Source organism: Streptomyces sp. NPDC059895 (assembly GCF_042731035.1).
Taxonomy (GTDB): Bacteria; Actinomycetota; Actinomycetes; order Streptomycetales; family Streptomycetaceae; genus Streptomyces.
Window position 1 is genome coordinate 224,637 of record NZ_JBHWKO010000001.1, and the last position, 13,744, is coordinate 238,380.

A 13,744-nucleotide genomic window follows, 5' to 3' on the forward strand; every position below is an offset into this window, starting at 1 on the left:
GCCCCGGAGCCGTAAGCTCCGTCCGTCCCCGCCCCGGAGCCGTAAGCTCCGTCCGTCCCCGCCCCGGAGCCGTAAGCTCCGTCCGTCCCCGCCCCGGAGCCGTAAGCTCCGTCCGTCCCCGCCCCGACGTCGTGAACGGCGTACGGCTCCGGCGTGTACGCCTGGGCCGGGTACGGCTCCGGCGCGTACGCCTCCCGCGCGGGCGCGCCCGGGTGGTGGGCGGGGGTGCCGCAGCCCGGGCAGGCGAGGGCGCCGTTGAGGTGCCGTCGGCACGGGTGGCAGTAGTCCATGACGCGGGAAGACTAAGTTCCTGCCAGGTGACGTTCCTAGGGGTGCCTGTGAAGGTTGTGTGGGAAACCGAAGGGCCTCCCGGCGGGGCCCTGAGAGGAGCGCCGTGACCGTTCCGGGCATCGAAACCGAAAAGCCGCTTTCGAAACTGTCGAAACCGTTATGTGTCCGACCCATTGACACTCCCCTCGCCCCCTCCTTACTGTCACGCCAGCATTTCGAACGTGTGACGAAATCTCGAACAGCTGAAGGGCAACTTCCGTGCGCATCACCGGAATCAGCACTCACGTGGTCGGCACGCCCTGGCGCAACCTGACCTACGTCCAGGTGCACACCGACGAGGGCATCACGGGTGTCGGCGAGACCCGCATGCTGGGCCACACCGACGCGTTGATCGGGTATCTGAGGGAGGCCGAGGCCAACCACATTCTCGGCTCCGACCCGTTCGCTGTCGAGGACCTCACCCGCCGCATGAAGTACGGCGACTACGGCCGGGCCGGCGAGATCGTGATGTCCGGCATCGCCGTCATCGAGATGGCCTGCTGGGACATCAAGGGCAAGGCCCTCGGCGTGCCGGTCTGGCAGCTGCTGGGCGGCAAGGTCACCGACAAGGTCAAGGCGTACGCCAACGGCTGGTACACCACCGAGCGGACGCCGGAGGCGTACCACAAGGCCGCCCAGGGGGTCATGGAGCGCGGGTACAAGGCGCTCAAGATCGACCCGTTCGGGACCGGCCACTTCGAGCTGGACCACGAGCAGAGCCTGTACGCCGTCTCCCTCATCGAGGCCGTGCGCGACGCGATCGGGCCGGACGCCGAGCTGATGCTGGAGATGCACGGCCGGTTCTCGCCCGCCACCGCCGTCCGCCTCGCCAAGGAGCTGGCGCCGTTCAAGCCCGCGTGGCTGGAGGAGCCGGTCCCGCCGGAGAACCTCAAGGCGCTGGAGAAGGTCGCGGCCAAGGTCGACATGCCGGTCGCCACCGGCGAGCGCATCCACGACCGGATCGAGTTCCGCGAGCTCTTCGAGAGCCAGGCCGTCGACATCATCCAGCCGGACGTCGGCCACATCGGCGGTATCTGGGAGACGCGCAAGCTGGCCGCGACCGCCGAGACGCACTACATGCTCGTCGCCCCCCACAACGTGGGCGGGTCGGTGCTGACCGCCGCCTCGCTCCAGGTCGGCTTCACCTCCCCCAACTTCAAGATCCTCGAGCACTTCAACGACTTCGCGGACGCGGACATCAAGAAGGTCGTCAAGGGCGCGCCCGAGGTGATCGACGGGTACTTCCACCTCTCCGACGCGCCCGGTCTCGGCGTCGAGCTGGACGTCGACGCGGCCGCCGAGTTCCCGCAGCAGCAGGCCCGCTTCGACCTGTGGGCCGAGGGCTGGGAGCAGCGCAAGCCGAAGGGCGCGCAGCAGTGAGCAACGCCGTCGTCGTCGAGGCGCCCGGCGAGCACCGGCTCACCGAGCACACGCCTCGCGAGCCCGGTCCCGGCGAGGCGCTCGTGCGGGTGCACGCGGTGGGCATCTGCGGCAGCGACCGCGAGGTCTACCAGGGCAACCGGCCCGAGGGGTACGTCCGCTACCCGCTCGTCCCCGGTCACGAGTGGTCGGGCACGGTCCGGGCCGTGGGCGCCGGGGTGCCCCCGTCCCTGGTGGGCCGCAAGGTCGTCGGCGAGGGCTTCCGCAACTGCCAGGTGTGCGACCGCTGCCACGCCGGTGAGACGACGCTGTGCACGGACGGGTACGAGGAGACCGGGTTCACCCAGCCGGGTGCGATGGCCGCCACGCTGACCCTGCCGGCCCGGCTGCTGCACGTCCTGCCGGACGACGCCGATCTGACGGCGGCGGCCCTGCTCGAACCGGCCGCCTGCATCGCGGCCGCCGCGATCAAGGCCCACGCCCTGCCGGGCGAGCGGGTCGCGGTCGTCGGCACCGGGACGCTCGGCATGTTCGCCGTGCAGTTCCTGCGGGCGGGCTCGCCGAGCGAGCTGCTGGTCGTGGGCACGCGACGGGACCGGGAGGCCCTGTCCCGGCAGTTCGGCGCCACCTCCTTCCGCACCCGGGACGAGGAGCTGCCCGACGACTTCGACGTCGTGATCGAGACCGCCGGGTCCGCGTCCGCCGCGCGCACCTCCGCCGCGCTGCTGCGGCGCGGCGGGCGGCTGGTGCTGACGGGCATCCCCGCGGCCGGCGCCGCCGGGCTCGACCCCACGGAGCTGGTCGTACGGCAGCTGGAGGTGCACACCGTCTTCGGGGCACCGCCGGACGCCTGGTCGCACACGGTGCGGGTGTTCGCCGCCGGGCTGCTCGACCCGCTGCCGCTGGTCACGCACGAGCTGCCGCTCGGCGAGTTCTCCGAGGCGATCGAGCTGGTGGGATCCGGCGATCCGAAGGTGGGCAAGGTGCTGCTCCGCCCCTAGACGTACGCCGGTGCGGGGGCCCTCCGACACCCGCCGCACCGGCGTACACCCACGTCCGTACGACTTGAGCCGCGAACCTTGTCCGAAATAACGAACACGAAGGACAGCTTGTGACGACCGACGCTTCCGCTACGGCCGCCCGCCGCCCCGGCGAGCAGGCGCTCGCCGCGCTGGGACTGGACGCGCCCGCCCTCGACCCCGCCGACACCTCCGCCCACACCTTCCCCGGCGGCGGCCGCTGGCGCACCGAGATCCCCTCGTGCGAGGGTCCCGAAGCGCTGGCGGTCGTGCTGAAGGAGGCCTCGCGGCTCGACGTGCCGATCCACCGGATCAGCCAGGGCAGCGGCGTGTGGATGCTGACCGACGCCGAGATCACCGAGATGGTCGAGGCCACCGGCGAACGCGACATCGAACTGTGCCTGTTCACCGGGCCGCGCGGCACCTGGGACATCGGCGGGTCGACCCGTACCGACTCCCGCGGCGCGGGCCTGAGGGCGCGCGGCCACGACGCCGTCGCCGGCTGTGTGGAGGACGCCGTCCGCGCGACGGAGCTGGGCGTCAAGTGCCTGCTCGTCGCCGACGAGGGCGTGCTGTGGACGCTGCACCGGGCGCGGCTGGCCGGCATCATCCCGGCCGACACCACGCTCAAGGTCTCGGCGCTGATCGGGCCCGTCAACCCGGCCGCGTACGCGGTGTACGAGCAACTCGGCGCCGACTCCGTCAATGTGCCCAGCGACCTGACACTCGATCACCTCACCGAGATCCGGCGGGTGTCGGGCGCCCCCATGGACATGTACATCGAGGCCCCCGACGACCTCGGCGGGTACGTCCGGATGTACGAGGTGGCCGAACTGATCCGGCGCGGTGCCCCGCTGTACCTGAAGTTCGGGCTGTCCAAGGCCCCTGGGATCTACCCTTACGGGCACCATCTGCGGGATCTGACGCTGTCCACCGCAAAGGAGCGGGTGCGGCGCGGGAGGCTGGCCCTGGACCTGCTGGCGCGGCACGGCGCCGACGGCGACATGGCCCCGCTGGGCTCCCGACTCCCGGGAACGCTCCGGCGTTTCGAAACTTCCGCATAACGTTCCGGGAAAGTCCCCTTCACAGAACACGACGCAGTCGAACACAATCCCACACGCGCGTTTTCTCGGTCCCTTCCCCGTCGCAGGGGAGCGCTCCCGCCTGAGGACCGAGGCTCTCTCTCACCACATCAAGGATGATGATCATGCGTACTCGTAGAGCAGCCCTCGCCGCCGTGGCCGGAGCCGCCTCCCTGGCCCTCACCCTGACCGCCTGCGGTCAGAGCGGCGAAGGCGGGAGCAAGGAGGAGAAGGGCGACAGCAAGGGCGGGACGATCGGTATCGCGATGCCGACCAAGTCCTCCGAGCGCTGGATCTCCGACGGCAAGAACGTCGTCGCGGACCTGGAGGCGAAGGGCTACGAGACCAAGCTGGTCTACGGCGAGGACGACCCCGACCAGCAGGTCTCGCAGATCGAGAACCTGATCACGCAGGGCGTCAAGGCGCTGATCATCGCGGCGATCGACAACAAGTCGCTGAACAACGTGCTGCAGCAGGCCAAGGACGCGGACATCCCGGTCATCTCCTACGACCGCCTGATCCTCGGCTCGGCGAACGTCGACTACTACGCGTCCTTCGACAACGAGAAGGTCGGCCAGCTCCAGGCGAACTACATCGTCGACAAGCTGGGCCTGGCGAGCGGCAAGGGCCCGTTCAACATAGAGCTGTTCGCCGGCTCCAACGACGACAACAACACCAAGTACTTCTTCAACGGCGCGATGAGCGTCCTGAAGCCGTACATCGACAGCAAGAAGCTGGTCGTCCAGTCCGGCCAGACCGCGCTCAACCAGGTCACCACCCTGCGCTGGGACGGCGCCACCGCCCAGCGGCGCATGGACGACATCCTCACCAAGTCGTACAAGAGCGAGAAGGTCGACGCGGTCCTCTCGCCGTACGACGGCATCTCCATCGGCATCCTGTCGTCGCTGAAGTCCGACGGCTACGGCTCCGGGAGCAAGCCGCTGCCGGTCATCACCGGTCAGGACGCCGAGCTGGCCTCGGTGAAGTCGATCATCGCGGGCGGGCAGACCCAGACCGTCTACAAGGACCTGCGCGAGCTGGCCAAGGTCGCCTCGAACATGGTCGACGCGGTCCTCAACGACAAGGAGCCCGAGGTCAACGACACCAAGACCTACGACAACGGCTCCAAGGTCGTCCCCGCCTACCTGCTCCAGCCGGTGAGCGTCGACAAGGCCAACTACTCGCAGATCCTGGTCGACGGCGGTTACTACACGGCGGACCAGCTCAAGTAAGCGTCGAACCCCACGGATTGGAAGGCACGACCATGGCGGGACCCGTCCTGGAAATGCGCTCGATCGTCAAGACCTTTCCCGGTGTGAAGGCGCTGTCGGACGTCACGCTGACCGTCCGTCAGGGCGAGGTCCACGCCATCTGCGGTGAGAACGGCGCCGGGAAGTCCACCTTGATGAAGGTGCTCTCCGGCGTCCATCCGCACGGCAGCTACGAGGGCGAGATCCTCTTCGAGGGAGAGGTCTGCGGCTTCAAGGACATCCGGGCGAGCGAGCAGCACGGCATCGTGATCATCCACCAGGAGCTGGCGCTGGTGCCGTACCTCTCCCTCGCGGAGAACATCTTCCTCGGCAACGAGCACGCCACGCGCGGGCTGATCAACTGGAACGAGACCCTGCGGCACGCCTCCGAGCTGCTGCGCCGGGTCGGTCTCAGCGATCACCCGGAGACCCGCGTCGCCGACATCGGCGTGGGCAAGCAGCAGCTCGTGGAGATCGCGAAGGCGCTGTCGAAGAAGGTGAAGCTGCTCATCCTGGATGAGCCGACCGCGGCCCTGAACGACGAGGACAGCGACAAACTCCTGGATCTCATCCTGGAGTTGAAGAAGCAGGGCATCACCTCGATCATCATCTCCCACAAGCTCAACGAGATCCGCAAGGTCGCCGACTCGGTGACGATCATCCGCGACGGCCAGTCCATCGAGACGCTGGACGTGAAGGCGCCGGAGACGACCGAGGACCGGATCATCAGCGGCATGGTGGGCCGTGACCTCGACCACCGCTTCCCCGAGCGCACCCCGCACGAGCCGGAGGCGGGCGCGGCGCCCGCGCTGGAGATCCGCAACTGGACCGTGCACCACCCGATCGACCAGCAGCGCAAGGTGGTCGACGACGTGTCGGTCCACGTGCGGCGCGGGGAGATCGTCGGCATCGCGGGGCTGATGGGCGCCGGCCGCACCGAACTCGCGATGAGCGTCTTCGGGCGCAGCTACGGCCGCCACGCGGGCGGCACGGTCCTCAAGGACGGCCGGGAGATCCGTACCAGGACCGTCCCGGAGGCGGTCGAGCACGGCATCGCGTACGTCACCGAGGACCGCAAGCACTACGGCCTCAACCTCATCGACACCATCAACCGGAACATCTCGCTCACCGCCCTGAGGAAGGTCGCCCGGCGCGGGATCGTCGACGAGCACGAGGAGCGGCAGGTCGCCGAGGGCTACCGCACCTCCATGAACATCAAGGCGCCGACCGTCTTCGAGCCGGTCGGCAAGCTCTCCGGCGGCAACCAGCAGAAGGTCGTCCTCAGCAAGTGGATCTTCGCGGGTCCGGACGTGCTGATCCTGGACGAGCCCACGCGCGGCATCGACGTGGGCGCCAAGTACGAGATCTACACGGTCATCGACCAGTTGGCGGCCCAGGGCAAGGCGGTCGTCTTCATCTCCTCCGAGCTGCCCGAGCTGCTCGGCATGTGCGACCGCATCTACACCATGGCCGCCGGGCGCCTCACGGGCGAGGTCCCGCGGGCCGAGGCCACGCAGGAAGTGCTGATGCGTCAGATGACGAAGGACAAAGAGGTAACGCGATGAGCACCGAAGTGACCGACAAGAGCCCGGCCGCCGCGCCGCCGGGCAAGGGCCCGGGGGCGGCGGGCGGCGGCCTGCTCCAGCTGATGCTGGACGGCCTGCGCCGCAACATGCGCCAGTACGGCATGCTGATCGCCCTCGGTCTGATCGTCGTCCTCTTCGCGGTGTGGACCGACGGCGACCTGCTGCTGCCGCGCAACGTCTCCAACCTGGTCCTTCAGAACAGCTACATCCTGATCCTCGCGATCGGCATGATGCTGGTGATCATCGCGGGCCACATCGACCTGTCGGTGGGATCGCTGACGGCGTTCGTGGGGGCCTTCGCGGCCGTACTGACCGTGCAGCACGATGTGCCGTGGCCGGTCGCGGTGGTGCTCTGCCTGGTGGTGGGCGGCGTCGCGGGCTCGATCCAGGGCTATCTGATCGCGTATCTCGGCATACCGTCGTTCATCGTCACCCTCGCCGGCATGCTGACCTTCCGCGGTGTGACGGAGATCCTGCTGGAGGGCCAGACCCTCGGCCCCTTCCCGGACGGCCTCCAGGAGATCGGCAACGGCTTCCTGCCCGAGGTCGGCCCGACCACCAACTACCACAACATCACGCTGCTGCTGGGCCTCGTCCTGATCGTCTTCGTGGTGCTCCAGGAGGTCCGGGACCGGGGGCGCCAGCAGGAGTTCGCGCTGGAGGTCGTGCCCCGCAACATCTTCCTGCTCAAGATCGTCTCCATCGTCGCCGCGGTCCTCGTGGTCACCCTGCTGCTCGCCAGCTACAAGGGCGCCCCGATCATCCTGCTGGTGCTGGGCGTGCTGGTGGTCGGCTACGGCTACGTCATGCGCAACGCGGTGTTCGGCCGGCACATCTACGCGATCGGCGGCAACCTGCCGGCGGCGAAGCTGTCCGGCGTGAAGGACAAGAAGGTCACCTTCTACGTCTTCCTGAACATGGGCGTGCTCGCGGCCCTGGCGGGTCTGGTGGTCGCCGCCCGTCTGAACGCGGCCGGTCCGAAGGCGGGACTGAACTTCGAACTCGAGGCGATCGCCTCGGCGTTCATCGGCGGCGCGTCGATGAGCGGCGGTGTGGGCACCGTCCTCGGTGCGATCATCGGCGGTCTCGTCCTCGGTGTGCTGAACAACGGCATGAACCTCCTCGGCGTCGGCAGCGACTGGCAGCAGGTCATCAAGGGCCTGGCCCTGTTGGCCGCGGTCGGGTTCGACGTCTGGAACAAGCGCAAGTCCGGTTCGTAAGTCGACGAGCGGGCCCCGCCGGAGCATCCGGCGGGGCCCCGCCCTTTCAAGGGAGCCGCACTCCATGGAACTGAACCGACGCACAGTCATCGCGGGCGCCGCGGCCGCCGGGATCGCCGCGACCACGCTCGGCGGCACGGCACACGCCTCGGGAGGCAGCACGCCGGTGAAGAAGCTCTTCGGTACCCTCGCGGACGGCACGAAGGTCCACGTCTGGTCGCTGTCCAACGGCGGCACCCGCCTGAAGGTCCTCTCCTACGGCGGCATCGTCCAGTCCCTGGAGGTCCCCGACCGCCACGGCCGCTACAGGAACGTTTCCCTCGGCTTCGACACGATCGAGGACTACGTCGCCAAGAGCCCCTACTTCGGCGCGCTCATCGGCCGCTACGGCAACCGCATCGGCAAGGGGCGGTTCACCCTCGACGGCACCGCGTACCAGATCAGCGTCAACGACGGCGAGAACACCCTGCACGGCGGCGCCCAGGGCTTCGACAAGCGGGTGTGGGACGTCGAGCCGTTCACGAAGGGCTCCGACGTCGGCCTGTACCTGCGCTACACGAGCGCCGACGGGGAGATGGGCTACCCGGGCACCCTCGAGGTGAAGGTCACCTACACCCTCACCCGGCAGGGCGACTGGCGCATCGACTACGAGGCCACCACCGACAAGGCCACCGTCGTCAACCTCACCAGCCACGTCTACTGGAACCTCGCCGGCGAGGCGAGCGGCTCGATCCACGACCACGAGCTGGAGATCGCCGCCTCCCGCTACACGCCCGTCGACTCGGGCCTGATCCCCACCGGCGAGCTGGCGAAGGTGGCCGGCACCCCCTTCGACTTCCGCCGGGCCAAGACCGTCGGCGAGGACATCCGCGTCGCCCACCAGCAGCTGCTGTACGGCCAGGGCCTCGACCACAACTGGGTGCTCGACAAGGGCGTCACGGCCGAGCCGGTGCCCGTCGCGACCCTGCGCGACCCCTCCTCGGGCCGCACCCTGCGCATCGCCACCACCGAGCCGGGGCTGCAGTTCTACTCCGGCAACTTCCTCGACGGCACGCTCGTCGGCTCGGGCGGCACCGTCTACCGCCAGGGCGACGGCCTCTGCCTGGAGACGCAGCACTTCCCGGACTCGCCGAACAAGCCGTCGTTCCCGTCGACCGTGCTGCGGCCGGGGCAGACGTACCGGACGACGACCGTCCACTCGTTCGGCCGCTGACCCGCTTTCAGACTGACCCGGCGCTCAGACCGACCCGCGTTCACAGGAGCCGCACAATTTCTCAATTGGTTCCCAGTGTTTGAACAGCGTCACCCCAGTCTCCGTATGTAAGGGCGGCCCGTGCTCCCCCGCACGGGCCACCCACATGACGACGGACCCGGTCGTCCCCACCGGGCCCGCCCCATACGGAGGTTCCATGGCCGACAACGTCTCCTCGTTGTTCCGCAACACCGCGGCGCACAGCCCGTCGATGGCAGCGCTGACGCGCGAGGGCGGCGAAGGGGTCGGCCCGGTGGACTTCTGCATACCGTGCAACCCCTACTTCCCCACCCCCGCGATGTTCGACGTGATGGCGGCCAAGCTCCGCGACATCATCACGTACTACCCGAGCAGCGCCGACACCATCACGGCCGAGCTGTGCAACCTGCTCCAGCTCCCGCCGCAGGCGGTCGCGATGGGCAACGGCTCGACCGAGCTGATCACCTGGATCGACCACCTGCTGGTCCGCGAGTCCCTCGCCGTCCCCGTCCCCACCTTCGGCCGCTGGACCGACCAGCCGATGGAGACCGGCAAGCGGGTCGACATGTTCCCGCTCCAGGAATCCAGCGGCTTCGCCCTGGACCTCGCCCAGTACGCCGAGTTCATCCGGGCGCGCGGCACCCGTGCCGCCGTCATCTGCAACCCCAACAACCCCGACGGCGGGTTCCTGCACAAGCACGCGATCGTGCAGTTCATGGACGCGATGGCCGACCTGGACCTGGTCGTCATCGACGAGTCGTTCCTGGAGTTCGCCGACGCGGAGGCCGAACCGAGCGTCGTCCAGGAGGCGATGCTGCGCCCCAACGTCATCGTGCTGCGCAGCCTCGGCAAGAACTTCGGCCTGCACGGCATCCGCTTCGGCTACATGGTCGCCAATCCCTCGCTCGCGGGCCGGGTCCGCTCCATGCTGCCGAAATGGAACCTCAACGCCTTCGCCGAGTACGTGGTGTTCATCCTCAAGGAGCACGGCGCCGAGTACGCCCAGAGCCTCCACCAGGTGTACCGCGACCGCCTGGAGATGGCCAGCCAGCTCTCCTCACTGCCGGGCCTGACCGTCTACCCCTCCCAGGGGAACTTCCTCTTCGTGCGCCTTCCGGTGGGCGCCGAGGGCACCGTGGTCCGCGACCGGCTGCTCACCGAGCACCGGATCCTGGTCCGCGAGTGCGGCAACAAGATCGGTTCCTCCAGCCGCTTCCTGCGGCTCGTGGTGCGCCCCCAGGTGGACGTGCGTCGCCTGGTGTCCGGCCTGGAACAGGTGCTCTACGGGACCAGGAGGGGAGCCGCCGTGCCCGAGCTGGGCACCGGGAGCAGCTACAGCTCGGGCACGGCGGCGGTGGACCGGCTGATCGGTGCCACCAACGGTGCCGGCATGCAGGGCCTCGCCGCTCAGGCCGTCGGCGCCGGTCTGCCGGGGCCGGTCCCGGCTCCGGCTCCGGCTCCGGCCGCCGTGGCCGGCCTGCAGATGCCGGCGGCGGCGCAGACCGGCGGGGCGGGGATGCCGCTGCCGGCGGCGGCCCAGGTGTTCCCGCCGTCCGTCCCGGCGGCGCCCCCGGCCCCCGCCCCCGCGGCGGCGGCCGCGATGTCCCCGGTGCCGCCCGCCGCTCCCGGCGCCCCGATGCCCGGCCCCACCCCGCCCGGTGTCCCGGCGCGCGGCGGCCTGACCGCCGCCCAGGTCCGCGGCACGGACGGCCTCTCCCCCGCCGCGACGTCGGGCTGGCCGCACAGCGCGCAGAACTGGCCGAGCGCGGCGGGGATGGGCCAGGTGGGCTAGTCGCTGGCCGCTGGCGCTGGGCTGAGCCGGACACGCCTGTGCGCCGTGGGGCGGACTGTGCGGGGGCGGCCTCGGGGCCGTCGTGGCCGGTCGCGCGGTTCCCCGCGCCCCTGGGTGGGTGACCTGTGTCGGGGGCAGGGGCGCGGGGGTGGTCGGGCAGGTCCGCGGCCTCGGGGCCATCGTGGCCGGTCGCGCAGTTCCCCGCGCCCCCGGGTGGGTGACCTGCGCCGGAGGCAGGAGCGCGGGGCCGGCCGGGCAGGTCCGCCGCCTCGGGGCCGTCGGGGCCGGTCGCGCGGTTCCCCGCGCCCCTGGGTGGGTGACCTGTGTCGGGGGCAGGGGCGCGGGGGTGGGCTACGCCGGGTTCAGGCGCCACTGCTGGCAGGTGTTGGCCAGCCAGGTCCATTGCCGTACGTCGGCGGAGTCGGCCGTGGAGCAGTTCTCGACGTCGGCGACCTTGCCCGTGGCCTGGTTGACTACGCGGACGTAGCCGCTGTCGGTGGCGACGAAGCGGAACCGCTGGCAGGTGTTGTTCAGCCAGCTCCACTGCCGCAGGTCGGCGCCGTCGGCGGTGGAGCAGTCGGCGGTGTCGAGGACCTTGCCGGTGGCGACGTTGACGAGGCGGCTGGTGTCGTCGCCGAGGTCCTCGATCCGCCAGCGCTGGTTGGCGCCGCCGTTGCAGGTGTACTGCGCGACGTTGGCGCCGTCGGCCGTCGAACTGCCCGCCACGTCCAGGCACTTGCCGCTGTTGCGGTTGGTGAGGGTGTACGTGGTGGAGACGGTGGACGGTTCGCCCGACGGGCCGGTCTGGCTCGCGCCGAGAGCGACCGGGGTGCCGAGGTTCGGGGTGCCGTCGGAGTTCCAGGTGAACTTCTGGGCGCGGGTGGTCCGGCCGTTGTCGCAGCCCTCCGACGCCGCGTCGTTGGCGTGGTAGACGATCCAGTTCTCGGTGCCGTCGGGCGAGGTGAAGAAGCCGTTGTGGCCGGGCCCGTAGACGCCGCCCGCGTCACTGCGCTGGAAGACGGGCGTGGACTTCTTCGTCCAGGAGGACGCCGACAGCGGGTCGCTGCCGGTGAGGGTGAGCTGGCCGAGTTTGTAGTCGGCGGTCCAGCAGCCGCTCGCCGAGTAGACGAGGAAGGTCCGCCCGCCGCGCTGGAGGATCTCCGGCCCCTCGTTCACCGTGCCGCCCGACGTCTCCCAGGAGTAGGTGGGCGTCGAGACGGTGGAGAAGCCCGTGGCGAGGGTGTACGGGTTCGACATGCGGGCCGCGACGAGGTTCTGGGTGCCGCTGCTCGTGCTGCCGAAGAGGTACAGCTGCCCGTTGACGGTCGCGACCGTCGGGTCCAGCATCCAGGACGAGTTGAGCTGGTTGCGGTAGGTGTACGGGCCGAGCGGGTCGGAGCCGGCGCTCTCCAGGACGTGGGTGCGCTGGGTCGGGTTGTAGTCGGAGACGTTCTGGCCGGCGACGTAGTAGAGGTACCAGCGGCCGTTGAGGTAGTGCAGCTCGGGTGCCCAGATGTTGCAGCAGCGGCTCGCCGCGTCGCCCTGCCACACCTGCACGCTCGGCGCGGTGGCCAGGCCGGCGAGGGTGGCTGACTTGCGGACGGTGATGACGTCCGTCCAGCTCGTCGACACCAGGTAGTAGTTGCCGTCGTGGTACGCGATCCAGGGGTCGGCGCCCTTCTGCGCCTTGACCGGGTTGGCGAAGGAGGCGGCACTGGCCGAGGACTGTCCCAGGGACAGGGCGAGCAGCAGCGCGGCCAGCAGGGTCAGTAGGCGACGGGCCATCCGCTGCTCCAGTTCAGGAGGTTGATGCCGAGTTTGGGGGTGCCGTTGTCCTGGCCGTCGTAGTAGTGGTAGACGATCAGGTCGCCGTCGACGTCGGCCAGGATCGACTGGCCGCCGGGGCCGATGTAGCGTCCGTGCGACTCCAGCACCGGGGTGCCGCCGTTGTTCAGGAGGGCGACGCCGTTCTGGTCGTAGTACGGGCCGGTGACGCTGGTGGCCCGGCCGACCTTGACCTTGTAGGTGGAGCTGGTGCCGGCGCAGCAGGTGTCGTAGGACGCGAAGAGGTAGTAGTAGCCGTTGCGCTTGACGATGTACGGCGCCTCGACGGCCTTCGTCCCGGTCGGGCGGGAGGCGAGGGAGTAGCGGGTGGTGTTGCTCGACAGCTGCTTGCCGGTCGAGGGGTTGATCTGGATCATCTTCAGGCCGGTCCACCAGCTGCCGAACGACAGCCACCACTTGCCGTCGCCGTCGACGAAGAGGTTGGGGTCGATGGCGTTGTAGTCGCTGGAGCTGCTGGAGGTGTAGACCGTGCCGTAGTCGGTCCAGGAGCCGGGCAGGCCGGTCGTCGAACCGGCCAGGCCGATGGCGGACGTGTTGGACCCGAAGGTCGAGACGGCGTAGTACATCAGGTACTTGCCGCCCTGGTACGAGATGTCCGGCGCCCACGCCTCCGTCGTCCCGTACGACGACCACCAGCTCGGCCTGGTCGTGAAGGCGTCGCTGCCCGCGCTGAAGGCGGTGCGGTCGGTGGAGGTGCGGTAGGACAGGCCGCCTCCGGTGGCGTAGAGGAGGTAGCGGCCGTCGGAGGCGCGGATCATCGTCGGGTCGTGGACGACGGTGGAGCCGGTGACGGTGCCGGGGTTGGGGTAGGCGGAGGCGGTGGAGGGGGTCAGCGCCAGCAGGATCGCGGCGGGAAGGGCGAGAAGTGCGGCCTTGCGGGACATGCGGCTCATGCGGACGCTCCTTCAGTGGGGTCAGCCGTTCGTGATATCGAACGGCAGTCGCGTCGTCGGACGGGACCGTAGAATCGAACCCCTTTCGCGTCAATGGCCCGCGCAGTACCGGAAGT

The 13,744-nt window shown here is 69.6% G+C and carries 10 protein-coding genes; 8 read left to right on the forward strand and 2 right to left on the reverse strand.

Annotated elements, in window-relative coordinates; genetic code table 11:
• The first annotated feature begins 549 nt into the window (after positions 1–549).
• From ACFV9M_RS01030 to ACFV9M_RS01065, 8 genes are all read left to right on the forward strand, one after another.
• Entirely contained in the window at positions 550–1,710 is a 1,161-nt protein-coding gene (locus tag ACFV9M_RS01030) for a mandelate racemase/muconate lactonizing enzyme family protein (RefSeq protein ID WP_385062223.1), read from the forward strand.
• Positions 1,707–2,711 (forward strand): zinc-binding dehydrogenase, encoded by a 1,005-nt coding sequence (locus ACFV9M_RS01035; RefSeq protein ID WP_385062224.1) that lies wholly within the window; start codon positions 1,707–1,709, stop codon positions 2,709–2,711. Before ACFV9M_RS01030 ends, ACFV9M_RS01035 begins: the two co-directional genes overlap by 4 nt.
• A 110-nt stretch (positions 2,712–2,821) precedes the next feature.
• Positions 2,822–3,793, forward strand: a complete 972-nt coding sequence (locus tag ACFV9M_RS01040) for a hypothetical protein (RefSeq protein WP_385062226.1) — start codon at positions 2,822–2,824, stop codon at positions 3,791–3,793.
• A gap of 143 nt (positions 3,794–3,936) precedes the next feature.
• The gene (gene chvE / locus ACFV9M_RS01045) at positions 3,937–5,043 is read left to right on the forward strand and encodes a multiple monosaccharide ABC transporter substrate-binding protein (RefSeq protein WP_385062228.1); all 1,107 of its coding nucleotides are present in this window, start codon (positions 3,937–3,939) and stop codon (positions 5,041–5,043) included.
• A gap of 32 nt (positions 5,044–5,075) precedes the next feature.
• Entirely contained in the window at positions 5,076–6,626 is a 1,551-nt protein-coding gene (gene mmsA / locus ACFV9M_RS01050; protein WP_385062230.1) for a multiple monosaccharide ABC transporter ATP-binding protein, read from the forward strand.
• Positions 6,623–7,867, forward strand: coding sequence for a multiple monosaccharide ABC transporter permease (gene mmsB, locus ACFV9M_RS01055; protein ID WP_385062231.1), 1,245 nt, complete (start codon positions 6,623–6,625; stop codon positions 7,865–7,867). The genes mmsA and mmsB overlap by 4 nt, the downstream gene beginning before the upstream one ends.
• Positions 7,868–7,931: 64 nt before the next feature.
• Positions 7,932–9,080: an aldose epimerase family protein gene (locus ACFV9M_RS01060; RefSeq protein ID WP_385062232.1), complete on the forward strand. Its 1,149-nt coding sequence runs from the start codon at positions 7,932–7,934 to the stop codon at positions 9,078–9,080.
• 196 nt (positions 9,081–9,276) lie between these two features.
• Complete coding sequence (locus tag ACFV9M_RS01065; protein WP_385062234.1) at positions 9,277–10,890, forward strand: pyridoxal phosphate-dependent aminotransferase; 1,614 nt, start codon at positions 9,277–9,279, stop codon at positions 10,888–10,890.
• Positions 10,891–11,241: 351 nt separating this feature from the next.
• Here the strand turns inward: ACFV9M_RS01065 and ACFV9M_RS01070 are convergent, their stop codons facing one another.
• Both ACFV9M_RS01070 and ACFV9M_RS01075 read right to left on the reverse strand, forming a co-directional pair.
• Positions 11,242–12,675 (reverse strand): family 43 glycosylhydrolase, encoded by a 1,434-nt coding sequence (locus ACFV9M_RS01070; protein ID WP_385062236.1) that lies wholly within the window; start codon positions 12,673–12,675, stop codon positions 11,242–11,244.
• Positions 12,657–13,628: an arabinan endo-1,5-alpha-L-arabinosidase gene (locus ACFV9M_RS01075; protein ID WP_385062237.1), complete on the reverse strand. Its 972-nt coding sequence runs from the start codon at positions 13,626–13,628 to the stop codon at positions 12,657–12,659. The genes ACFV9M_RS01070 and ACFV9M_RS01075 overlap by 19 nt, the downstream gene beginning before the upstream one ends.
• Between the last annotated feature and the right edge of the window lie 116 nt (positions 13,629–13,744).